The organism is Erwinia sorbitola (genome assembly GCF_009738185.1).
Classification (GTDB): Bacteria; Pseudomonadota; Gammaproteobacteria; order Enterobacterales; family Enterobacteriaceae; genus Erwinia; species Erwinia sorbitola.
In genome coordinates this window covers 3,068,503-3,091,818 of the sequence record NZ_CP046509.1, presented here as the reverse complement: position 1 = coordinate 3,091,818, position 23,316 = coordinate 3,068,503, and the positions used below count along the sequence as shown (strand labels likewise).

25 protein-coding genes are annotated in these 23,316 nt (G+C 52.1%); 12 read left to right on the top strand and 13 right to left on the bottom strand.

All coding sequences use genetic code 11. From position 1 onward, the window contains the following. Positions 1–255 precede the first annotated feature (255 nt). Entirely contained in the window at positions 256–1,461 is a 1,206-nt protein-coding gene (locus GN242_RS13875) for a serine hydrolase (protein ID WP_156287679.1), read from the top strand. A 61-nt stretch (positions 1,462–1,522) separates the two neighbouring features. On the opposite strand, the gene GN242_RS13870 is transcribed toward GN242_RS13875, so the two are convergent. The 4 genes from GN242_RS13870 to GN242_RS13855 all read right to left on the bottom strand — a co-directional run bounded on the left by GN242_RS13870 (position 1,523) and on the right by GN242_RS13855 (position 6,621). Beyond that, on the bottom strand, positions 1,523–2,806 hold the full coding sequence (locus tag GN242_RS13870; RefSeq protein WP_156287678.1) for an HAAAP family serine/threonine permease: 1,284 nt from the start codon (positions 2,804–2,806) through the stop codon (positions 1,523–1,525). 565 nt (positions 2,807–3,371) lie between these two features. After that, on the bottom strand, positions 3,372–3,977 hold the full coding sequence (ybjG, locus tag GN242_RS13865) for an undecaprenyl-diphosphate phosphatase (RefSeq protein WP_154752521.1): 606 nt from the start codon (positions 3,975–3,977) through the stop codon (positions 3,372–3,374). Then, entirely contained in the window at positions 3,977–4,714 is a 738-nt protein-coding gene (locus GN242_RS13860) for a phosphatase PAP2 family protein (RefSeq protein ID WP_156287677.1), read from the bottom strand. The genes ybjG and GN242_RS13860 overlap by 1 nt, the downstream gene beginning before the upstream one ends. Before the next feature lie 221 nt (positions 4,715–4,935). Next, positions 4,936–6,621, bottom strand: a complete 1,686-nt coding sequence (locus GN242_RS13855; protein WP_156287676.1) for an aspartate:alanine antiporter — start codon at positions 6,619–6,621, stop codon at positions 4,936–4,938. A gap of 304 nt (positions 6,622–6,925) precedes the next feature. Here GN242_RS13855 and ybjM point away from each other — a divergent pair, with 304 nt between their 5' ends. Continuing rightward, complete coding sequence (gene ybjM, locus GN242_RS13850) at positions 6,926–7,306, top strand: inner membrane protein YbjM (RefSeq protein ID WP_154751985.1); 381 nt, start codon at positions 6,926–6,928, stop codon at positions 7,304–7,306. An 88-nt stretch (positions 7,307–7,394) separates the two neighbouring features. On the opposite strand, the gene GN242_RS13845 is transcribed toward ybjM, so the two are convergent. Further along, a complete protein-coding gene (locus GN242_RS13845; protein ID WP_154751984.1) occupies positions 7,395–7,661 on the bottom strand; it encodes a GrxA family glutaredoxin in 267 nt (88 codons plus the stop codon). A 202-nt stretch (positions 7,662–7,863) separates the two neighbouring features. On the opposite strand from GN242_RS13845, the gene GN242_RS13840 reads away from it, so the two are divergent. From GN242_RS13840 to potI, 8 genes are all read left to right on the top strand, one after another. After that, complete coding sequence (locus GN242_RS13840) at positions 7,864–8,151, top strand: YbjC family protein (RefSeq protein WP_154751983.1); 288 nt, start codon at positions 7,864–7,866, stop codon at positions 8,149–8,151. Then, positions 8,135–8,857, top strand: coding sequence for an oxygen-insensitive NADPH nitroreductase (gene nfsA / locus GN242_RS13835; RefSeq protein ID WP_156287675.1), 723 nt, complete (start codon positions 8,135–8,137; stop codon positions 8,855–8,857). Before GN242_RS13840 ends, nfsA begins: the two co-directional genes overlap by 17 nt. 24 nt (positions 8,858–8,881) lie before the next feature. Beyond that, positions 8,882–9,784, top strand: a complete 903-nt coding sequence (rimK, locus tag GN242_RS13830; RefSeq protein ID WP_156287674.1) for a 30S ribosomal protein S6--L-glutamate ligase — start codon at positions 8,882–8,884, stop codon at positions 9,782–9,784. 150 nt (positions 9,785–9,934) lie between these two features. Further along, entirely contained in the window at positions 9,935–10,414 is a 480-nt protein-coding gene (locus GN242_RS13825) for a YbjN domain-containing protein (RefSeq protein WP_154751981.1), read from the top strand. Between the two features lie 463 nt (positions 10,415–10,877). After that, positions 10,878–11,987, top strand: a complete 1,110-nt coding sequence (potF, locus tag GN242_RS13820; protein ID WP_154751980.1) for a spermidine/putrescine ABC transporter substrate-binding protein PotF — start codon at positions 10,878–10,880, stop codon at positions 11,985–11,987. 127 nt (positions 11,988–12,114) lie between these two features. Continuing rightward, positions 12,115–13,248 (top strand): putrescine ABC transporter ATP-binding subunit PotG, encoded by a 1,134-nt coding sequence (gene potG, locus GN242_RS13815; RefSeq protein ID WP_197094798.1) that lies wholly within the window; start codon positions 12,115–12,117, stop codon positions 13,246–13,248. A gap of 2 nt (positions 13,249–13,250) precedes the next feature. Further along, positions 13,251–14,210 carry a putrescine ABC transporter permease PotH gene (gene potH, locus GN242_RS13810; protein WP_156287673.1) on the top strand — a complete coding sequence of 320 codons (960 nt, stop codon included), beginning with the start codon at positions 13,251–13,253 and terminating at the stop codon, positions 14,208–14,210. Then, positions 14,207–15,052: a putrescine ABC transporter permease PotI gene (potI, locus tag GN242_RS13805; protein WP_156287672.1), complete on the top strand. Its 846-nt coding sequence runs from the start codon at positions 14,207–14,209 to the stop codon at positions 15,050–15,052. The genes potH and potI overlap by 4 nt, the downstream gene beginning before the upstream one ends. Positions 15,053–15,105: 53 nt before the next feature. On the opposite strand, the gene GN242_RS13800 is transcribed toward potI, so the two are convergent. From GN242_RS13800 to GN242_RS13790, 3 genes are read right to left on the bottom strand one after another with little or no spacing between them, the layout of a single operon-like run. Continuing rightward, complete coding sequence (locus GN242_RS13800; RefSeq protein ID WP_156287671.1) at positions 15,106–16,209, bottom strand: amidohydrolase; 1,104 nt, start codon at positions 16,207–16,209, stop codon at positions 15,106–15,108. 24 nt (positions 16,210–16,233) lie between these two features. Then, the gene (locus tag GN242_RS13795; protein WP_154751976.1) at positions 16,234–16,707 is read right to left on the bottom strand and encodes a YjiG family protein; all 474 of its coding nucleotides are present in this window, start codon (positions 16,705–16,707) and stop codon (positions 16,234–16,236) included. Continuing rightward, positions 16,697–17,368, bottom strand: a complete 672-nt coding sequence (locus GN242_RS13790; protein WP_154751975.1) for a nucleoside recognition domain-containing protein — start codon at positions 17,366–17,368, stop codon at positions 16,697–16,699. The genes GN242_RS13795 and GN242_RS13790 overlap by 11 nt, the downstream gene beginning before the upstream one ends. A 382-nt stretch (positions 17,369–17,750) precedes the next feature. Here GN242_RS13790 and GN242_RS13785 point away from each other — a divergent pair, with 382 nt between their 5' ends. After that, positions 17,751–18,224, top strand: coding sequence for a YbjO family protein (locus GN242_RS13785; RefSeq protein ID WP_154751974.1), 474 nt, complete (start codon positions 17,751–17,753; stop codon positions 18,222–18,224). A 55-nt stretch (positions 18,225–18,279) separates the two neighbouring features. Then, entirely contained in the window at positions 18,280–19,407 is a 1,128-nt protein-coding gene (gene rlmC, locus GN242_RS13780) for a 23S rRNA (uracil(747)-C(5))-methyltransferase RlmC (RefSeq protein ID WP_154751973.1), read from the top strand. A gap of 70 nt (positions 19,408–19,477) precedes the next feature. Here rlmC and artJ (GN242_RS13775) read toward each other — a convergent pair whose 3' ends face one another. The 5 genes from artJ (GN242_RS13775) to artP all read right to left on the bottom strand — a co-directional run bounded on the left by artJ (GN242_RS13775) (position 19,478) and on the right by artP (position 23,211). Next, positions 19,478–20,209, bottom strand: a complete 732-nt coding sequence (gene artJ, locus GN242_RS13775) for an arginine ABC transporter substrate-binding protein (RefSeq protein WP_154751972.1) — start codon at positions 20,207–20,209, stop codon at positions 19,478–19,480. Positions 20,210–20,347: 138 nt separating this feature from the next. Then, positions 20,348–21,016 carry an arginine ABC transporter permease ArtM gene (gene artM, locus GN242_RS13770; RefSeq protein ID WP_154751971.1) on the bottom strand — a complete coding sequence of 223 codons (669 nt, stop codon included), beginning with the start codon at positions 21,014–21,016 and terminating at the stop codon, positions 20,348–20,350. Next, positions 21,016–21,732, bottom strand: a complete 717-nt coding sequence (gene artQ / locus GN242_RS13765) for an arginine ABC transporter permease ArtQ (RefSeq protein ID WP_154751970.1) — start codon at positions 21,730–21,732, stop codon at positions 21,016–21,018. The genes artM and artQ overlap by 1 nt, the downstream gene beginning before the upstream one ends. 3 nt (positions 21,733–21,735) lie before the next feature. Beyond that, positions 21,736–22,467: an arginine ABC transporter substrate-binding protein gene (artJ, locus tag GN242_RS13760; RefSeq protein WP_154751969.1), complete on the bottom strand. Its 732-nt coding sequence runs from the start codon at positions 22,465–22,467 to the stop codon at positions 21,736–21,738. A gap of 15 nt (positions 22,468–22,482) precedes the next feature. Continuing rightward, positions 22,483–23,211 carry an arginine ABC transporter ATP-binding protein ArtP gene (gene artP / locus GN242_RS13755; RefSeq protein WP_154751968.1) on the bottom strand — a complete coding sequence of 243 codons (729 nt, stop codon included), beginning with the start codon at positions 23,209–23,211 and terminating at the stop codon, positions 22,483–22,485. Positions 23,212–23,316: the final 105 nt, after the last annotated feature.

Below are 23,316 nucleotides of genomic sequence, written 5' to 3'. Positions count from 1 at the left end.
ATTTTCACAGATTAGCGGAATTTTGTGACAGACTTAACTGTTTGCAGCAAAATCAGATTTACCGCCGTTTTACTCAACGCACAAATGACGATAATTGAGCATTGATAGAGGCAAAATCTGCCAAAATGAATAAACTCTAAAAATCTTTACGGTAAAATTGTTTTTTTTCTGGATGTAACGCCTTAGTGTAGGAAAGTTAACATTCTGATTTCACTTTTTTAATCATTGTCTTTCAAATGGATATCTGGTCACGACATGAAGAATACTCCCCTGTCATCCCGTGCTTGCGCACTGGCTACCACCTCCACGCTGCTGTTACTGACGCTCTCTTCCGTCAGAGCAGAGCAGGCACCTGCCGCGCCGCAAATTGATGCGAAAGCCTGGGTGCTGATGGACTACAACAGCGGCAAAGTTCTTACTGAGTCTAACGCCGATCAGCGTCTTGATCCGGCCAGCCTGACGAAAATGATGGCCAGCTATGTCACCGGACAGGCTCTGAAAGCGGGCAAGATCACCAACGATGATATGGTTACCGTTGGTAAAGATGCCTGGGCGACCGGCAACCCGATATTGCAGGGATCTTCCCTGATGTTTCTTAAGCCCGGTGACCGCATCCCGGTTTCCGAGCTGAACAAAGGTATTGTCATCCAGTCGGGTAACGATGCCAGTATTGCGCTGGCCGACCATGTGGCGGGCAGTCAGGACTCCTTCGTCGGCCTGATGAATAACTATGTGAAGGCGCTGGGATTACAAAATACCCATTTCAAAACGGTACACGGTCTGGACTCATCCGGTCAGTACAGTACCGCCCGCGATATGGCGCTTATCGGCCAGGCATTGATCCGCGATGTGCCGGAAGAGTATGCGCTGCATCAGCAGAAAGAGTTTACCTTCAATAAAATTCGTCAGTACAACCGTAACCGCCTGCTGTGGAGTACTAATCTGCATGTTGACGGTATCAAAACCGGCCACACTTCGGGTGCCGGAAACAATCTGGTGGCCTCTGCCGTTGATGGCGATCAGCGTTTGATCTCGGTGGTACTCGGGGCGGCAACCGATGCTATCCGCTTCCGTGAAAGTGAAAAACTGCTGACCTGGGGGTTCCGTTTCTATGAAACCGTAACTCCAATCAAGGCGGGTAATGCTTTTGCCACGCAGCGAGTCTGGTTTGGCGATCGGAAAGAGGTGAAGCTTGGCGTAGCGAAGGATGCGGCAATTACGCTGCCAAAAGGGCAGTTAAAAAACCTGAAAGCCAGTTTTACGCTTGCGGAACCACAGCTGACGGCACCGCTGGCTAAAAATCAGGTGGTCGGTACCATAGATTTCCAGCTTGATGGTAAATCGATTGAGCAACGCCCGCTGGTAGTTCTGGATGAGGTAAAAGAGGGGGGCTTCTTTGGCCGTATGTGGGACTACGTGATGATGAAGATGGATAGCTGGTTCGGGAAATGGTTTTCTTAATGCAGTGAAAGTGACTTACAGCGAGGGCTGACCGGCAATGGCTGGTCAGCCCTTTCAACTGTTAGAACAGGTCGTAAGCCACGGCGGAAATCGCCACCAGGCCAACCAGCACAACAAACACGTTGCTCAGTTTACCGCTGTATTTACGCATCGCGGGTACTTTGTTGATTGCGTACATCGGCATCAGGAACAACAGCACGGCAATGATCGGGCCACCCAGGCTTTCGATTAAACCGAGGATGCTTGGATCCAGCGTCGCCACAATCCAGGTCGTCACCAGCATAAACAGCGCGGTAAAGCGGTTCAGTTTATGCTCGGCAATGGTTTTACCCCGGCTGCGCAGCATCTTATTCACCGTACCGTTAAAGCCTTCACGTGCGCCCAGATAGTGGCCCAGGAATGATTTAGTGATAGCCACCATCGCAATGATCGGTGCCAGCCACGCCATCAGCGGGGTGTCAAAGTGGTTAGCCAGGTAGGAGAGAATAGAGATATTCTGTGATTTTGCTTCTGCCAGATTCGCCGGTGACAGGCTCAGTACGCAGCTGAACACAAAGAACATCACCGTCAGCACCATCATCACATGGCTGTATGCCAGGATGCGTGAGCATTTTGGTTCTGCCTGATCGCCATACTCTTCACGTTTGGCAACGGCAAAGGCGGAAATAATCGGTGAGTGGTTGAATGAGAATACCATTACCGGGATCGCCAGCCACAGAGTCATCATCAGACCTTTACCGCTGCCGCTCATGCTGGCGTTGTCGAAAATCGCGCTGCTCCAGTGTGGGATCAAATACAGCGCCAGCACCATCAACACCAGTACAAACGGATAAACCAGCACGCTCATGGTTTTGACGATGATATCTTTACCAAATCGTACAATCGTCATCAGGCCCACAATCAGAATCAGTGCCAGCAGTGCGCGTGGCGGTGCCTGAATCTGCAACTGGTGGGTCATAAAGCTTTCAACGGTATTGGTAATCGCTACGCTGTAGACCAGCAGAATAGGGTAGATGGCGAAGAAGTAGAGCAGGGTAATCAGCTTACCGGCACCAACACCGAAATGCTCTTCCACCACTTCGGTGATATCTTCGCCTGGTTTGCGCCCGGAGAGAACGAAACGACATAGTCCACGGTGAGCAAAAAAGGTCATCGGGAAAGCGAGCACCGCCATGATAATCAGCGGGATCAGACCGCCGATTCCGGCGTTGATTGGCAGAAACAGTACACCCGCACCAATTGCCGTGCCATACAGGCCAAGCATCCACATAGTGTCGGTTTTACGCCACGCGCTGGTACTCTGCGTCGCTTCGGGGCTTAACACCGCCGTTTGAGATGTGTCCATGATTTCTCCAGTGTGAAAATGTTAAAATAATTAACTAAATCGTATTTTATTTACGCCATCAGAATTAACAGCTAATTAAGGCTTTAATTAATTACTCTGATTTTATGGCGCACACTTTACCATCAGGAAAAATAGAATAAAGCACTGTTTTAGGGGGTACTGGTGATCGTAATCACATTTTCACTACCTTTTTTAGTGGGAATATCTGCAATGCGGTTTTTTGAAGGGGTTAATGACCAGGGAAATGATGTTTAAACAGGTGTTTACACTGATTTTTATGGTTTTTTAATGGGTTAAATAGTGAGCTCTTCTGGTGAAAATAGCGGCTTATTTTTATGAAAAGGTATAATTATCAATTAATTAACATACATGCTGGTTACTATAGATGCGGATAATTTGAACGCTTGCGCAACAACAATAATAAATGTGAGGGATGCCCCTCACGTTGCGCAATAAGAGAAAAGAAACCTGTCAGGAATATAAGCGGGTATTTTAATTAAAACGGAGCGGGGGATGATCTGCATCAAAGTAAATGGATCCAAATAATCAGATCCATAATCGCAGGTTAATCGCGTATCCAGCCTTTGCTGATTGGAAAGGCAAACAGTGCCCGATAAACAGAAGAGAGGCGTGCCAGTAACGTTGTGCCACAGTACTGCCATAATATTTGCGCAAACAGGCAAGAGAGCAGACCGACCAGCATGCCGCCGAGCATATCCAGCGGCCAGTGCACTCCGAGATAAATGCGCGACCAGGCAATAGCTGCACCAGCTATCATCAGCACCACCCCTGACCATATACGGTGCCAGCAGATAAAGGCGATGGCAAAGGTGAAGATTACCGTACCGTGATCGCTGGGATAAGAGTCATCCGGCGCATGTGAAAGGAACTGATGACCGAGGCCAATAGCAAAAGGGCGTGGATGAGGGAACAAGTGGCCAAGGCACCAGGAAATGGCCAGTGCATATAGTAGCGCTACCCCGGTTTTAAGCACCAGAACGCGCTGTGAGGTGAGCTGGCTGCGAGGCCCCCACAGCCACAGACCGACAATCAGCAAAGGGACAATGGCGATCACATCACGGGCGAAAAAGGTGGCAAGGTCGATCAGCCATCCGGGTGACGCCGTGCTGGCGTTAACCCATAGAAACAGCGCCCGGTTTAGATCTTCCATCATATAGTTTTCCTCTTTTTAAGCAGATGCGTCACGCATCCGAAAGTCATACATTGCGTCAGCCAGACCCACCATGCCGCCCACAGATTGTGGGAAAGAAAGTGGGCACCACGCATAATCTGGCCAAAACCCATCAGCATTCCAATCACCATGGCTGTCCACCAAAGAGCCCAGGCCAGGCGCGGCTGCCGTGGATAGAACAGAAAAAACAGCGCCAGTGCACTAAAACCGCTGGAAGCATGGCCCCCGGGGAAGCAGCGACCCGGCCCGCTGTTGGCGGGAGTCACGCCCAGCAGGGGGTAAGAGACTGCTTTTCCGCCAAATTCGATCAGATCCCACGGGCAGGAGTGAGCGCTGGTGGCTTTCAGCACACCGACCACCAGCGGACCAATGCCCATCAGCAGAGCAACCAGCACCCAGCGTGGCTGACGGCGTATCACTCCTGCCAGCAACAGCACGATCCCGACACCGATGACTATCTGCTTGAGCAGACGGTGGTTTACCACATCCAGCCAGTAATTATCTTTCCACGGAAAGGTATGTGTCAGCGGGTCGAACCACATGCGGGTGAGAGCCATATCAATGCTTTCACTGCGGGACAGCCAGATAAAGAGCATGGCGCTGAGAATCAGTAGCACGAATTGCTTAAGGTAAAAGCCTGCGGGCAGGGGGTAAAGAGAATCACTCTTAATTGCGTAATCCGTTTGGCTTTTGTTGAGGATAAATGATGTTTTCATGACAGTTGAGCTACCAGGGAACGATGCAGCTACTTTGCCCTGAGGGGCTTAAGGAAACATTAAGAACAGGCAAGGGAATTTGTGCGGGGGTAGAAAAGAAAAAAACCCGAAAATCAAAAGATTAACGGGCTCCTCAATATGGGGATTTCAAAGAAAAGCAGTGGCACTAATTAAGACTTCGCGCCGCTACAAAAGTTCTGCGAAATCGATTAATTATTTTATTAGCCCAAAATTGGCCAGATTATCACGATTAATGTCCCCGCCAGCGTCAGCAATACGTTAGCAATAGCATAAGTTCCTGCGTAGCCCAGTGCCGGAATGTTACTGCGTGCAGTATCGCTGATGATCTCCATCGCCGGGGCGCAGGTGCGCGCCCCCATAATGGCACCAAACAGCAGGGCACGATTCATCTTCAGTACCCAGGCACCGAACAGGAAGCAGATAATCACCGGAACCAGACTGACCACCAGCCCGGCCCCGAGCATCAGCAGGCCGGTTTCACCCAGGCCGTGGCTCATGCCGCTGCCAGCGCTTAAGCCAACGCCTGCCATAAACACCATCAGACCAAACTCTTTCACCATGGTCAGTGCCCCCTGGGGAATGTAGCCAAAGGTAGGATGGTTGGCACGCAGGAATCCCAGCAGTATACCGGAGAGCAGCAGGCCAGCCGCGTTGCCGATGCCAAAATTAAAGCTGCTGAACTGGAAGGTGATCATGCCGATCATCAGGCCGATGGTAAAGAAGGCGCAAAATGCCAGCAGGTCAGTCATCTGGCTGTGAATCGAGATAAAACCAATGCGGTCTGCCACCGACTTAACGCGCCTTGCTTCGCCGCTGATATGCAGCACATCACCCTTATTCAGGATAATGCTGTCGTCGATAGGCATTTCGATCTGGCTGCGGATCACCCGGTTGAGGAAGCAGCCATGATCCGTCAGCTTTAACTGGCTCAGGCGCTTATTTACCGCATTATTATTTTTAACCACAATTTCTTCATTGACGATACGCATATCCAGCAGGTCGCGATCGAACACTTCTTTGCCATTGCGGAAGCTGGGGTCAAGGCGCGAATGGGCGTCAGGATAGCCCACCAGCGAGATTTCATCGCCGGGTTGCAGCAGTGCATCTCCATCGGGGTTAGCCAGAATGCCGTTACGGCGGATACGCTCTATGTAGCAGCCTGTCTGACGATAGATCCCCAGCTCGCGCAGGTTTTTACCGTCACTCCAGGCGACCAGCTCCGGGCCAACGCGGTAGGCGCGGATGACCGGCAGATAGACCTTGCGCTGGCTGTCGGGATCAAGTCCGCGTTCGCGGGCGATCTGTTGCGCACTGGTTGGCAGATCCTGATGCTGTAATTTAGGCAGGTATCGTGCACCTATAATCAAACTTACCAGACCCATCAGATAGGTCAGCGCATAGCCGAGACTAAGATGATCCTGCGCCAGGGTAAGACTTTTGCTGTCGGTCAGCGTTTGCCGCAGGGTATCGCCAGCACCTACCAGCACCGGAGTTGAAGTCATCGACCCTGCCAGCATCCCGGCGGTCAGGCCGATATCCCAGCCGAACAGTTTGCCCAGTCCGAGGGCAAGCACTACCGCACTGCTGACCATCACGATCGCCAGCATCAGATAGTTTTTTCCATCGCGAAAGAATATAGAGAAGAAGTTCGGTCCGGCTTCGATACCAACACAAAAAATAAATAACATAAAGCCGAGATTCAGCGCTTCAGTATTAATCGAAAAATGCTGCTGACCGAGTAGTAATGAAACGACTAAAACACCAATAGAATTACCCAGTTGAACAGGCCCAAGCCGAAGTTTGCCTAAACACAACCCCAGAGCTAGCACGACAAATAATAACAGAATGTAATTTCCACTTAACAAATCTGCGATGTTTATATTCACGGTTTAACTTCTTGTTTACCAGTAACCTATTGAAGAAAAGGGGTTTATGCGCTAGATTTCACCCGGTGGCAGTCACTTTACCGCTACTGGTTAACAGAGCCACACCAGCAGACAGATAAATTGCTTCACTATGTTAATCGCTATGCTGATTGACAGCCAGCCTCCGGCACGCTTATTTGTTACCGGTTTTGTTTTTAGCAAATTTCCTGACCAAAAGCGGCAATTATCCATAGTCAGTAACGTGGTTAGTTGATGCCTCGAATTGAATTGGGTTGAAAATAACCTGGAGAAAATTCTCGTGTGGATGAAAGGTATCCGTTGGACAGGTTTGATCGCCTGTAGCGTGCTTTATGGTGGGATCTATATCGCCATACGCTATCCGCTACCCGCAGACTATACTGGCCATGCTCAGTTAGGGCTGCTGCTGTTTGTGGTGCCCGGCGCTCTGGCTGCGCTGACGTCCAAAGATTCACCCCTGACGGCGATGGTGATTGCTATCGCGCTGGCATCGCCCCCCTGCCTGATACTGATGCAGTCAGGAGGTTTTAACCGGGTCGGGCTGGGTCAGGAGATCGCCTTTATTGCCAGTGCCGTATTCTGGTGCGGCTCCGGTACGTTAGGCGTGATGATTTGGCGTACGCTGATGGAAATGCATCATCAGCAGGATGGAAAAAGGCGGCTGTAGCGTCGTGATAAAAGCAAAAGGCCGATCGTTACGATCGGCCTTTTTGATTTTCAGGCAATTAACCGCAGCTGCGGTAGATAAGCGCAGGTTATTGCTGGAACAGACCTAAATTTTCTTTGGCATAGGCTTCAAAATCAGTGCAGCCGCCAATATGCGTAGAGTCGAGGAAGATCTGCGGTACGGTTTCAACCGGCTTACCCACAGTCTTTTCTAAATCGGCTTTGGTGATCCCTTCTGCGTGAATATCCACATAGCGGAAATTGAAGTCTTCACGTTCTTCAGTCAGTTTTTCAGCCAGCTCTTTAGCACGTACACAGTAAGGGCAGCCAGGGCGTCCAAAGATCACTGCAAACATAGATTTCTCCTCAAAGGATAGAATTTTATGTGATTACTATCACATTTCATTACTCAATGGCGCTTATGATGCCCGCATCCCCCGGCGAAAGGAAGAAGGAATTACCTGTTAGTCTGATTCGCCGCACCTATGCATAAGGGCACAATCTGCGCTTTAATTACCTCCACTAAGCGTGAAAATCGCTGTCAGCAGGAGAGTTATCATGCGTGCCTTTACTCATCTACCCCGTTCGGTATTAATCCTTGAAGTTCTCGGCATTTTGCTACTCATCCTGTCTTACCTCACGTTACATGAAATGCTACTCTTGCCAGCGCCTTTTACCGGTAAACTTGCGGCAACAGTACTGATTTTTGCCGGAATTGCCCTGATGCTTCCCGCCGCCACGGTGATGATGTGGCGTACGGCAAAAGTGATGGCACCCGAACTTTTCAACACGCGCGTTTCGCGTGACAAGTCTAAACCAGGAGATTCCCATGACGCCGACCATTGAGCTTATGCGTTCACATCGTTCGATTCGCGCTTACAGTGACCAGCCAATTACCGCAGAACAGCGTGCAGCGATCCTTAATGCAGCGCAGTCGGCTTCCACCTCCAGTTTTTTACAATGCTCCTCCATTATTCGCATTTCAGATCCCGAAGTACGTAACGCGCTGGTCCCCCTGAGCGGCGGTCAGCAATATGTCGCCCAGGCCGCAGAATTTTGGGTGTTTTGTGCCGATTTCAACCGTAATCAGCAAATTTGCCCTGATGCGCAGTTAGGGCTGGCAGAACAGCTGCTGCTGGGCTGCGTTGATACCGCGCTGATGGCGCAGAATGCGCTGGTCGCAGCGGAATCGCTCGGGTTTGGCGGCTGTTATATCGGCGGTATCCGCAACAATATCGCAGGCGTCACTGAGCTGTTGAAGCTGCCTAAATTTGTGCTGCCGTTATTTGGTCTTTGTCTGGGCAGTCCGGAGCAGGATCCGGATACTAAGCCACGGATGCCAGTGGGGATGCTGGTGCATGAAAATCACTATCAGCCGCTCGATACCACGCTACTGGCGCAGTATGACAATCAGCTGGTGGAATATTATCAGTCACGCGACAGCAACCGCCGTACGGAGAGCTGGAGCGAGCATATTCAGAAGACGCTGATCAAAGAGAGCCGTCCGTTTATTCTTGACTACCTGCATCAGCAGGGCTGGGCTACACGCTAATCCTTTTGGCCCCGGAGGCTTCAGGTGAAAATTGCCATTCTTTCCCGCGATGGTTCGCTCTATTCGTGTAAGCGTTTGCTGGAAGCTGCGCGAGCGCGTGGTCACAGCATCGATGTGATCGATCCGCTCTCCTGCTATATGAATATCAACCCTGGTTCGTCGGCTATTCATTATCGCGGCCGCCAGCTGGGGCATTATGATGCGGTTATCCCACGTATCGGTTCGGCCATCACCTTTTATGGTACTGCGGTGCTGCGTCAGTTTGAAATGTGTGGCAGTTACCCGCTGAATGAGTCGCTGGCGATTGCCAGAGCGCGTGACAAGCTGCGCTCTCTGCAACTGCTGGCAAGAGCAGGTATTGCTATGCCGATCACCGGTTTTGCCCATTCACCGGATGACACCCGCGACCTGATCGAAATGGTTGGCGGTGCACCGCTGGTCGTGAAACTGGTAGAAGGTACCCAGGGGATTGGCGTGGTTCTGGCGGAGACCCGTCAGGCGGCAGAGAGTGTGATTGATGCTTTTCGTGGCCTCAACGCCCATATTCTGGTGCAGGAGTTTATTAAAGAGGCACGCGGGCGCGATGTGCGCTGCCTGGTGATTGGCGGAGAAGTGGTCGGGGCCATTGAACGTGAGGCGAAAGAGGGCGATTTTCGCTCCAATCTGCACCGTGGCGGCACGGCGCGGCGTGTCACGATCAGCGACAGCGAGCGCGCGATCGCTATTAAAGCAGCGGCTACGCTTGGGCTGGATGTGGCAGGCGTGGATATCCTGCGTGCTGCCCGTGGTCCGCTGGTGATGGAGGTGAATGCATCTCCGGGTCTGGAAGGTATCGAAAAAACCACCGGTCTGGATATTGCGGCGATGATGGTCGGCTGGATTGAAGAGCAGGCTCGCCCTGGTTTTTGTCTTAAAACCGGCGGATAAGGCGGGCGATGTGCAATCACAAAGAGAGTGCCGTGCTGGCTGGATTCTTAAAACCAGCTGTTAGCGTCATATTTCTGTCGTAATCATGGTTTTTGGCGGGATTTTTACGTAAGCTTAGGCGCAATTTTATTGCGGCAAGAGACAAAGAATATGGATTCACTCGTCGTTCCGGATCTCGACGTATTGCGACGTTGGCTGGATCAGCAAAGCATTACCTGGTTTGAGTGTGATTCATGCCAGGCACTACATCTGCCGCATATGCAGAATTTTGACGGGGTTTTCGACGCCAAACTCGATTTGGTAGACAACGTGATTCTGTTTTCTGCGCTGGCGGAGGTTAAGCCTACCGCGCTCATTCCTTTGCTGGGGGAACTCTCCCAGATTAATGCCAGTTCGCTAACGGTGAAGGCATTCCTTGATATTCAGGATGATAACCTGCCAAAGCTGATTGTTTGCCAGTCACTCAGCGTGACCGCCGGGCTGACTTACGGTCAGTTTGTGCATTTTATGAAGCAGAGCGAAGAACAGATCTCCATGGTGGTCATGGAAGCCTTTGCGAATCATCTGCTGATGATCGGTGAAGATGACGATCGGACGCCGATGATCGGCGGCCACTCTGTACTGCATTAATTCGTTTTTTCGACCTGATATTATCTCCGGGCGGATACTGTTTCCGCCCGTTTTGATCTCACTCCATCCGATACCCTTCACATTCTGAATCAACTGCTGTTTTTAGCAGCAATTCCTGCAAAGTAATTACCATTTTTTATTCTGCATTTTGCCCTATATCGCCAGATATCTGTCGCTGTTTATGCCGTCTTTGGCGTATCACATAGAGGAAACGTGCATAAAAAATCGATAAAAGGCGTTTTTTACGCTAGGGGCTGGCCTGAACCTGAGAGTGGGGCTATTCTTGCGTGGCTGCATCATGCGTGCAACGTCCCCAGATATATAGGTTTTTAGTATGAGAGAGTCAGTGAATATTGATTCATTATTTGGCTCCCAGGCTGGACAAAAATTATATATCGAGAAGGCGGGTGCTTACCGGTTCACCTGCCCGGCAAAAGTTTATCTCTGTTCAGGAGGATAGAAAATGTTCAACCAACGTAAAAAATGGTTGTCAGGTGTGGTTGCGGGTACGCTGATGGCGATCTCAGCAGGCTCACTGGCCGCAGACAAGACGCTGCACGTTTATAACTGGTCTGATTATATTGCGCCGGGTACGGTGGCGGATTTTGAAAAGCAAACCGGTATTAAAGTGGTGTATGACGTATTCGATTCCAACGAGGTGCTGGAAGGCAAACTGATGGCTGGCAGCACCGGTTATGATGTTGTGGTGCCATCCTCCAGCTTCCTTGCGCGTCAGCTCCAGTCAGGCGTGTTCCAGCCGCTGGACAGAAGCAAACTGCCAAACTATAAAAACCTCGACCCCGATCTGATGAAGAAGCTTGAGCAGCACGATCCGGGCAACAAATATGCTATCCCTTACCTGTGGGCCACCACCGGTATTGGCTATAACGTCGAGAAAGTAAAAGCCGCGCTGGGTAAAGATGCCCCGGTTGATAGCTGGGATCTGGTGCTGAAGCCAGAGAACCTCGAAAAACTGAAGAGCTGCGGTGTCTCTTTCCTTGATGCACCTGAAGAGATCTTCGCTACCGTGCTGAACTACCTCGGCAAAGATCCGAACAGTTCAGATCCGAAAGACTACTCCGGAGCGGCCACCGACCTGCTGATGAAGCTGCGTCCGAGCATTCGCTATTTCCACTCTTCCCAGTACATCAATGACCTGGCGAATGGGAATACCTGCGTTGCCATTGGCTGGGCGGGGGATATCCTGCAGGCCAAAAACCGTGCCGTTGAAGCCAAAAACGGTGTAAATATCGCTTACAGCATTCCTAAACAGGGAGCACTGGCATTCTTCGATATGCTGGCAATTCCGAAAGATGCGAAAAATGTCGACGAGGCCTATCAGTTTATTAACTATCTGATGGAGCCTAAAGTGATGGCGCAGATCTCTAATACGGTGTTCTACGCCAGCGGCGTAAAGGCCTCCCTGCCGTTTGTTGATGCTGCTATCCGTAATAATCCGGGGATTTACCCCACTCCGGAAACCATGGCGAAACTGTTCACTCTGAAGGTGCAGGAGCCAAAACTTGACCGTGTGCGTACCCGTGCATGGACTAAAGTTAAAAGTGGTAAGTAATTAACCACTGTTTCACACTCGTTAAGCAACAGAGGTGCGGTTACCGGCCTCTGTTTTGTTATTTTTAGGTCAGGGCAAACGTAAAACCGCACAGCAGCCCTCCTTTTACCGCCGGAGTATAATGGTAGTGAATGACGCGATCCCCCGTCCTCAAAGCAAAGCAGGTAAGGCGCTGACGCCGCTGCTGGAGATCCGCAACCTGACCAAATCGTTTGATGGTCAGCATGCGGTGGATGATGTGAACCTCACCATCTATAAAGGCGAAATTTTCGCCCTGCTGGGTGCCTCAGGCTGCGGTAAGTCAACGCTGCTGCGCATGCTGGCGGGTTTTGAAGCTCCTACGCAGGGGCAGATTGTACTCGACGGCCTGGATCTCTCCCATGTGCCACCTTATCAGCGTCCCATCAATATGATGTTCCAGTCTTACGCACTGTTTCCCCATATGACAGTAGAGCAAAATATTGCTTTTGGACTGAAGCAGGATCGCCTGCCGAAAGCGGAAATTGCCGAACGCGTGGCCGAGATGCTGACGCTGGTGCATATGCAGGAGTTCGCCAAACGTAAACCGCATCAGCTCTCTGGCGGCCAGCGTCAGCGTGTGGCACTGGCGCGCAGTCTGGCGAAGCGTCCTAAACTGCTGCTGCTGGATGAGCCTATGGGCGCGCTGGATAAGAAACTGCGTGACCGGATGCAGCATGAAGTGGTTGATATCCTTGAGCGCGTTGGGGCGACCTGCGTCATGGTGACCCATGATCAGGAAGAGGCCATGACCATGGCGGGCCGCATTGCGATTATGAATCGTGGCAAGTTTGTGCAGATTGGTGAACCTGAAGAGATCTATGAGCATCCCACTACCCGTTTCAGCGCAGAATTTATCGGCTCAGTTAATCTGTTCGAAGGGCTGCTGCGCGAGCGTCAGGATGACGGGCTGATTATTGACAGCCCCGGCCTGCTTCATCCACTGAAAGTAACCACTGATGTATCGGTGGTTGACGGGGTGCCGGTCTCTGTGGCGCTGCGTCCGGAAAAAGTGATGCTTTGCGATGAGATCCCTGCCGATGGTTGCAACTTTGCCGTGGGCGAAGTGGTACATATTGCCTATCTGGGCGATTTGTCGATTTATCACGTACGGCTGCATAGCGGGCAGATGATCAGTGCCCAGTTGCAGAATGCCTATCGCTTCCGTAAGGACACCCCAACCTGGGGTGACGAAGTGCGTCTCTGCTGGGATGCGGATAGCTGTGTAGTGTTAACGGTATAATCATGAGCCAATTTTCTGAACGTCCACCTGAGCCGCCCAGCGGACAGCAAACCGGTATTAAAGGCTTTCTGACCCGCCTGTCGATGGCGCATGGCCGTAAGCTGGTGATTGGCCTGCCGTACCTCTGGCTGTTGCTGCTGTTTCTGCTGCCATTTTTGATTGTTCTGAAGATCAGCTTTGCTGATATTGCGCGCTCAAGCCCGCCTTACACCGAGTTGTTAAGCTGGGCTGACGGGCAGTTGAATATGGCGCTGAACTTCGGTAACTACTTTACGCTGACGGAAGATCCGCTGTATATCGATGCCTATCTGCACTCATTGCAGGTGGCGGGCATTGCAACGGTAATCTGTCTGATGATTGGTTACCCGCTGGCATGGGCGGTAGCGCATGCTGCGCCGTCTACGCGTAATATCCTGCTGCTGCTGGTGATTCTGCCTTCGTGGACATCGTTTCTGGTGCGCGTTTATGCATGGATGGGCATTCTCAACAATAACGGCATCCTCAACCGCTTCCTGATGTGGATCGGTGTCACCGATCACCCGCTGACTATTTTGTATACCGACGTGGCGGTCTATATCGGTATTGTTTACTGCTATCTGCCGTTTATGGTGTTGCCGATCTATACCGCCCTGACGCGTATTGATTATTCGCTGGTGGAGGCCTCGCTCGATCTTGGTGCTCGTCCGATCAGAACCTTCTTCAGCGTTATTGTGCCGCTGACGAAAGGCGGAATTATTGCCGGTTCGATGCTGGTATTTATTCCGGCAGTGGGGGAGTACGTGATCCCGGAACTGCTGGGCGGCCCTGACAGTATTATGATCGGGCGAGTGGTATGGATGGAGTTCTTTAATAACCGTGACTGGCCGGTTGCCTCGGCGCTGGCGGTAATTATATTGCTGATCCTGATCCTGCCGATTATCTGGTTCCATAAACATCAGAACAAAGAGGGGGATAAGGCGTGAGTCAGCTACCGGTTATTCGCTCAAAGTGGCGTACTGCCATCCTCGCAGTCAGCTTCTTCTTTCTATATGCGCCAATGCTGCTGCTGGTTATCTATTCGTTTAACTCGTCGCAGCTGGCAGCATGGGAGAGTTTCTCCCTGCGCTGGTATCACGTGCTGTTTAACGATGATGCGATGATTCGTGCGGTCACACTCAGCCTGTCGCTGGCCGGGCTGTCGGCGACGGCGGCGGTGATTCTCGGCACTATCGCCGCGATGGTGATTGTGCGCTTCGGGCGTTTCAAAGGTTCTACCGGATTTGCCTTTATTCTGACGGCTCCGCTGGTGATGCCGGATGTGATCACCGGGCTGTCGCTGCTGCTGCTGTTTGTGGCAATGGCAAATGCCTTCGGCTGGCCTGCGGAACGCGGGATGCTGACTATCTGGCTGGCCCATGTCACCTTCTGTACGGCCTATGTGGCGGTAGTCATTAACTCGCGGCTGCGCGAGCTGGATCGCTCGATTGAGGAGGCGGCGATGGATCTGGGTGCCACTCCGCTGAAGGTGTTCTTTGTTATTACCGTACCGATGATTGCGCCGGCGATTGTTACCGGCTGGCTGCTGGCGTTTACCCTGTCACTTGACGATCTGGTGATCTCTAACTTTGTTACCGGCCCGGGAGCGAATACATTGCCAATGCAGATTTTTGCGACTGTGCGCCGTGGGATTAACCCGGAGATCAACGCGCTGGCTACCCTGATTCTGCTGGTGGTAGGAATTGTCGGCTTTATTGCCTGGCGGCTGATGGCGCATGAAGAGAAACAGCGCCTGAAGGATATTCAGAAGGCCCGCAGCGGACATTAATCTGTAACTATCGGGACGGGCAAACCCGTCCCGATATTTTCTATCAGCGATATTTACCCCAGCACCTTCTTCACACACGCCTTAAAAATCTTAATTCCCACCGGCAGTGCATTCAGGTCAAAGCGCATATCGGGATGATGTAAGCCGGGAACTAATCCGGTGCCCAGCCCCCAAAAACCTGCTTTGACCGACGGCCGCTGCACCGGATAGTGGAAGAAATCTTCGCTGCCCGGCGTGGAGCGGGTTTCCATTAACGCATCTTTTCCCAGTACTTCGACAATGGCGTCGGAGATCAGCGCACTCATTTCTTCGTCAATTTCGGCAGCGGGCATCGCTTTCAGCACCAGCACTTCAGCCCGTGCACCAAAGGCGGCGACGCTGTGCTCAATCGCCCGTTGTACGCGACTTTGCAGCTCAACCATATCTTCATTTTTAGCGGCGCGCAGATCGAACACCACGCGAGCTTCATCAGGGATCGAATTGGTCACGCCGGCATCACAGAGGAAACGCGTCGCTTTGGCGCTCCAGACGCTGTTCGGTGCCATATGGATGGCGTTCACAGCCTGCACTGCGCTGACGGCGGCATCCAGCGCATTGATGCCAAGATGCGGGCGCGCGCCGTGCGCGGTCTGGCCGCGTATAATAGCCTCCACGGTGACGCATGCAGAGTAATAAACGGCAGGGATCGCCGTGCCAACCGCGCACTCTTCTGCCGGACGCACATGAAAACCAAGGATCATATCTACATCATCAATCGCACCACCGGCAATCATTGCCAGTGCACCTGTTCCCAGCTCTTCGGCAGGCTGGAAAATAAGCTTCAGACGGCCTTTTTTAACCGCTTTTTCAGCAATCAATTCCTGAGCGGCGGTAAGTACTACGGAGGAGTGGCCGTCGTGGCCGCAGGTATGGCGGGCACAGGGTACACCGTTAATGATATGCCCCAGAGCATCCATATCAGCGCGCAGTGCCAGCGTCGGGCCGGGAATACCGCTGTCCAGCACCGCTACGATACCCGTGGTGGCGTTGAAATTATCCTGCACCGCATAGCCCGCTGCTTTCAGCTGCTGACTGATATAGGCTGAGGTTTTGAACTCCTGGAAACCCAGTTCCGGAATTTCATGCAGGTAGTGGTAATGTTCTAACACTTTTGACACGTTATACACTCCATTCAGCTTCTGTTACGCAAAGATCCGCATGACCAGCATGGCGATGACCGCATTCATAATGCTGGTCAGCATCAGCAGTGGCCAGTATTTTTTCGGCACGTCCGAGACGCCAAGCAGGCGGCCCATATACTGTAACTGAGAACCCATCAAAAAGATCGCCGGAGCAAGAATGGTGATGTCACCTCCGGTCAGTACGCCTTTCGCCAGCAGGCTGATGGCAACGCCGGTACCGGCAGAGGATGAGAGCCACGCGGTCAGCAGCACCGTTACCGCCTCGCCGGGCAGGCCGAACAGTCCCATTACGGGCGCAAACAGGGTACCAATCAGTTTCATCACGCCAAGCAGGTTGAGCACTTCTGCAATCACATAGGCCATCACCACGTTTGGCATTAAGTTGTGAATGGCAATATGAAAACCTTTACGTGCGCCAATAACAAAGATATCGAACGGATTATTAGAGACACTAACCTGAGGATTATTCTGCATGGTGGAAATCTCGCTTATAAACGGTATTCAGCATGAGGCGCACAAAAGCTCCGCCAACAAATTTCAGTATGAACATCAGTACCAGTGGTACCAGCACCGGCGTAGCCAGAGAGGCAAATAACGCCGAGCCGATGGAGAAGTAGTTATTAATCAGACCTGCACCTGAATATTGCCAGGCGGCCATTATCACCACATCTTTTTTACTGATCTGCTTGTTGTCGTACAGCTCTTTGGTTAATGCCGCTCCGGCATCTGTGCTTTGTAAATCGGTAATTAACGCCAGGCCGGTGCGTCCGGGAATCCCTAACAGCGGTCGTAATAACGGGGTAAGTAACTTATGCGCGGCACGAATGGCGCCGTAATGAGTGAAGATCTCCAGCAGCCCGAGGGCCAGCATAACGGTAGGTACCAGCGAGAGCGCGAACAGGAAACCGGCTTTCGCACTTAAGCCACCAGCGCCGACGAAGGTATTATGGGCCGGGTCTTTCATGGTGCCGAAACTGCCACCCAGAGTAGTGAAATCAAATGCTCCCAGCCAGGCCTTACCCTCAACGTTAAACAACAGGCCGGAAAAAAACAGAATAGCTAATATTAACGCCAGCCAGGCACCGCCGCCGACTGACCACTTTTCACCCGGGTGGGTCATTTTATCTTCAGACATCTTGTTCCTGCTCCCCGATATTGACCAAAGGTTATGCAAAATAGCCCATAAGTGTTTTTTCGTTCCATATAGTGGAATTATTGACCAGTCTGGGCTAAAAATAACGTAGCTGATGCCGATAAGCATTGAACCACCGGGTTCGTATTGCAGATATCGTGCCAGTATTGATTAATGTCATTAATCTTCCCCGTAAGCCGGGGCAGCACCGGTTATTTCCGCTATCAGATAAAGGTGAAAAAAAGATTATTTATTTACAGCGATAAATTAAAAGGCTCTTTTTTTCTGTTCTCAGTGGGAATATTCTTATCAGCGCAACAGAGAGACACCATGATGGTTCAGTTGCACCATCACAGGGCGCAGCGGCAGCAGGGCGGAGGAAGAGATGTCAGAGGTGTTGAGAGAGGACAAAACCCCGTTCCGCGGCATGGAGAGTATTCCGGTGCCGGTGTGGATTGCCGGGATCGCTATTATTGCCACTCGCTGCCTTGGCGTTGTGTTGCTGGTCAATGAACTGGGGTTGGCGGAATTGATGAATTTCGTCCATCGCAGCGCGCAGGCGTGGGACTCCACGCTGATATTTATTGCCAGCCAGCTGATTTTCTTTATCGAGTTACGCTGCGCTATTGCCCTGATGCGTGGCCATAACTGGGGACGCTGGGGGTACCTGGCGGCGCAGCTGCTGGTTCTGATCTATATGTTTGTCGCCTCAATGGGATGGGTTTATCCGGAGATTTTCAGTATCAGCAATGGGAGTGATAGTCAGGTCGTATCGTCACTTTTGTTACAGAAGCTTCCTGATGTATTGGTGATTTTGCTGCTATTCGCACCAAAAAACAGTCGGCAGTTTTATCGTTAATCCTCCACTGCTATACTGACTGACTGCATTTCGCTACCCAAACCAGGCTTTAATCATGCATTGCGCGCTTTATGACGCCGGGCGTTGCCGTTCCTGCCAGTGGCTGGAAACGCCGTATATTCAGCAAGTTTCCCAAAAGCAGTCTCATTTACAGCAGTTACTGGAATCTCATCCGGTAGGGCAGTGGCTTCCGCCAGTGCTCTCGCAGCCGCAAAAATTTCGAAACAAAGCCAAAATGGTTGTCAGTGGCAGCGTTGAGCGCCCGCTGTTGGGAATGCTGCATCGTGATGGTACGCCGGTCGATCTGAGTGACTGTCCGCTTTATCCTGACAGTTTTGCAGCGGTGTTTGCGCAGCTGCGTCCCTTTATTGCCCGTGCCGGGCTGACGCCCTATAACGTTGCACGCCGTCGCGGTGAGCTGAAGTATATTCTGTTAACCGAAAGCCAGCATAACGGGCAGCTGATGCTGCGTTTCGTTTTGCGCTCAACAACAAAAGTGGCGCAGTTGCGTGCCGCACTGCCTGAACTTCAGCGCGCACTGCCGCAGCTGGCGGTAGTTTCTGCCAATATTCAGCCGGTGGCGATGGCGATTATTGAAGGGGAAGAAGAGATCCCGCTCACCGATAATCAGGTGCTTGCCGAACAGTTAAACGACGTGCCGCTGTCGGTGCTGCCGAAAAGCTTTTTCCAGACAAATCCACAGGTGGCTGCCGGGCTGTATGCCACGGCGCGTGAATGGGTCAAAGAGTTACAGGTTAGCGCCATGTGGGATCTGTTCTGCGGGGTCGGAGGGTTTGGTCTGCACTGCGCCACGCCTGAGATGCAGCTGACCGGAATTGAGATCAGCCAGCAGGCGATTGCCTGTGCGCAGCGCTCTGCCGAACGAATGGGGTTGAAAAAGGTGAGTTTTGCAGCACTGGACTCAACCGCTTTTGCCACCGGAGAAGGGAGCGTACCCGAGCTGGTGCTGGTGAATCCACCACGCCGGGGAATTGGCGCGGAGCTTTGTGCTTATCTGGAAAAGATGGCACCGCCCTGGATCCTCTACTCCAGCTGCAATGCAGAAACCATGGCCAGCGATATTGGTCGTCTGCAATCTTACCGGATTGTTCGCGTACAGCTATTTGATATGTTTCCGCACACCGCACATTATGAAGTGCTGACGCTGTTGCAGCGGGTGTAAAGCGGGCCAGCTATGCCCGCATTAGCCTCTGAATGATCAGGGCGTGGCATGCCGCGCCCTTTTAGCGGAATTACTCAGGGAACCACTGCTTGTTGAGTTTCTCAATGGTGCCGTCAGCTTTCAGGGCCTCCAGCGCACTGTTTAACTTATTCAGCAGCGCTTCATTATCTTTACGCACGGCAATACCCAGTCCGGTGCCAAAATAGCTGCTGTCAGTGATATGTTGACCTACGGCGCTGAGGTTAGGGTTGCTCTTAAGCCATGCGCCGACCACCGCCGTATCCCCCAGGATGCCATCCAGACGGTTATTCTTCAGGTCAAGAATTGCGTTCTGATAGCTGTCGTAGGCGACGGCCGTGACGTCAGGATGCTTATCATGCAGATATTTCTGGTGCGTGGTGCCGTTTTCGCTACCGATACGTTTCCCTTTCATCTGCTCCAGGCTGGTGAATTTGCCTTTTTGCGCAATGATAATCGCTGAGTTAGCGTAGTAGGGCTGAGTAAAGCTGACCTGCTTCTGGCGCTCTTCGGTAATATCCATACCGGAGATCACCGCGTCATAGCGGCGGAATTTGAGCGCCGGTACCAGGCTGTCAAAAGGATTATTGGTGAAGCTGCACTCCGCCTTCATCTGCTTACACAGGGCTTTAGCCAGATCGATATCAAAACCGACAATCTGATTATCACTGTTCAGGGATTCAAAAGGAGGGTAGGTCGCTGAGGAGGCAAAACGAATCTTGTCTGCGGCCTGGGTTCCAAAGGCTACGCTGGCCAGCAGTGCTGCCAGAACGATTTTTTTCATCTGTTTTTTCCTTGCGGTCTCATTGTCCTGACCAGTATCGATGACGGATGCCGTTAGTTATCCGCTGATTAAAGGGCCACGAAGGTGTTTTCTTCACCGATGCCAGAGCCGCTGGGCGGGATCTGGCATCGGCAGGCATCAGTTACGCTGTTCAAACGCCAGAGCGCGACGCTCAATCAAGCGCATCATCAGGGTCAGTATCCCGTTAACGCAAAGATAGATGACGCCAGCGGCGGCAAACACGCCAATATCATAGGTACGACCGTACAGCAGCTGCCCATGGCCCATGACTTCCATCAGGGTGATGGTATAGGCCAGCGAAGTGCTTTTAAACACCAGCACCACTTCGTTGGAATAAGATGAGAGCGCACGTTTAAATGCATAAGGCAGCAAAATTCGCAGCTGATCGCGGCGGTTCATCCCCAGCGCCGCACAGGCCTGCCACTGTCCGTCAGGAATGGCGCGCACCGCACCGTGGAACAGCAGCGTGGTGTAAGCGGCACTGTTCAGTGACAGCGCCAGCAGCGCACAAAGCCAGGGCTGGGAAAGAAGCGCCCAAAGCCAGTGAATATTCTGAATCGCCGGGAACTGGCCGGGGCCGTAGTAGATCAGGAATATCTGCACCAGCAGCGGGGTGCCGGTAAACAGAGTGATATAGGCGCGGGTGACCAGGTTGAGCACCGGGACTTTCAGCGCGAGAATAACGGTGAATATCACGGCCAGAACCAGCGCCAGCAGCAGTGACGCTACGGTGAGCATCAGGCTGGTATTCAGACCTTTAAGCAGCTCGGGAAAATAACTCAGCATCAGCTCTCTCCCCGCTCAAAACGCGTTGTACGCAGCTCGATACGCTTAAGGATCGCCTGGCTGAACAGGGTAATCAGCAGGTAAATCGCTGCGGCAATCATATACCAGGTAAAGGGTTCCTGGGTGCGAGTGGCAATGCTCTTGGTCTGTAGCATAATATCGTTCACGCTAATGAGTGACACCAGCGCCGTATCCTTCAGCAGCACCAGCCACTGGTTGCCAAGCCCCGGCAGGGCATGACGCCACATCTGCGGCATAATCAGGCGGAAGAAAATAGCGGTCTTTTTCATCCCCAGCGCCTGTCCGGACTCCCACTGCCCCAGGGGCACCGCTTTTAGCGCACCGCGCAGTGTTTGTGAGGCATAAGAGGAGTAGAGGATAGCCAGCGCAATGACTCCGCAAAGGAATGGACTGACGTCGAAATTCTCAATGGCGACCTGAATGGGTATCTGCGCAAAACCCAGATTAAGGGTGAAGCCGTCTGAAAGCGTCAGCAGCAGCTGCGAGGCACCAAAGTAGATAAACAGTACCACAAGGATTTCCGGCAGCCCGCGGAACAGCATCACCAGCCCGGTTCCGAGCCAGGCCAGGGGGCGCCAGCGTGCAGATTCCCAGACGGCAAAAATCATCGCCAGTATCAAACCGGCGATTAGTGCACAAACGGCCAGGCCGACGGTCATCCCGGCGGCGCTGGCAAGAGTATAAAGTTCGTCCATTAATTACTGCTGAAACCACTTGCTGTAAATAGTTTTATAGGTGCCGTTGGCTTTCACCTTGTCCAGCGCCGCGTTGAATTTGCCCTGAAGCTCGGTATTGCCCTGGCGAACTGCGATGCCGAGGCCGGTACCAAAATAGGCTTTGTCGGTCACTTTCTCACCGACCGGGGTCAGGTTAGGATTCTGCTTCAGCCATTCATTAACCACCGCAGTGTCACCAAAGACGGCATCGATACGGCCATTTTTCAGGTCAAGGATCGCATTCTGATAGCTGTCGTAAGGCACGACGTTGATTCCAGACAGTTTTTCACCCAGATATTTCTGATGAGTGGTTCCGTTCTGTACGCCAACACGTTTCCCCTTCAGCGCTTCAACGTTGGCAACTTTGTCTTTCTGGGCAATAAATAGCGCAGAGTTGTCGTAGTAGGCTTTGGTAAACAGCACCTGCTTTTCACGTTCTGGCGTAATATCCATTCCTGCCATCACCGCATCGAAACGGCGGAATTTGAGGCTGGGGATCAGGCTGTCAAATGCCTGATTGGTAAAGGTGCATTCGGCACCAATTTCCCGGCACAGGGCATTGGCCAGATCGACATCAAATCCCTGGATCTTATTATTAGAATCCACGAATTCAAAAGGAGGGTATGACGCCTCAGTGGCAAAACGAAGGGTCTGAGCGGCGCTGGCACTCAGGCTGAAACCGGCTAACAGTGCGGCAATGACAACTTTTTTCATCGTTATGTCCTGCAATTAATGCGAAAGATAGTGGGCAAACGCCTCGGTTTGCGGCTGTGTAAAGCGGCTGGCATCACCCTGTTCGACGATATAACCGTTTTCCATATACACCACGCGGCTGGCAGTTTTACGTGCCACTTCCACCTCATGGGTGACGATAACCTGGGTGATATTGGTCTGCGCCAGCTCACGAATGATACTGACGATCTGGGCGGTAATCTCCGGATCCAGTGCGGCGGTAGGTTCGTCAAACAGCAGAACAGCCGGTTCCATCATCAGCGCGCGGGCAATAGCCACACGCTGCTGCTGTCCACCGGACAGGTGCAGAGGGTAACGGTCGGCAAAGGTCGTCAGACGCAGGCGATCGAGCAATTTTGCTGCCCGTTCATGGGCCAGCGCTTTGCTTAAACCCAGCACGCGGCAGGGAGCTTCGATCAGGTTCTGAACGACAGTCAGGTGCGGCCAAAGATTGTACTGCTGAAACACCATACCGACGTTTTGACGCAGCTCGCGTATCGCGCCGTCCGTAGGGGGTTTAGTGAAGTCAAAGCGGTTGCCTGCAATTTCAAGCGTACCGGAGCGCGGCATCTCAAGCAGGTTTAACACGCGCAGCAGTGAGCTCTTCCCGGCACCGCTAGGCCCCAGCAATACCAGCGTCTCGCCCTGAGGGCAAGCCAGCTGAATGTCAAAAAGCGCCTGATGGGCACCGTAGTAGCAGTTAATACCGTTTAGTTGAATACTCATGCGCAAAAAGTGAATAGCAATTGATGCCGCAAATCTTAACGTCGACAGCATAGTTATGCAATCATTGTGCGTTAAAATTTATTTATGCGGGCAGGGTGATTGAAT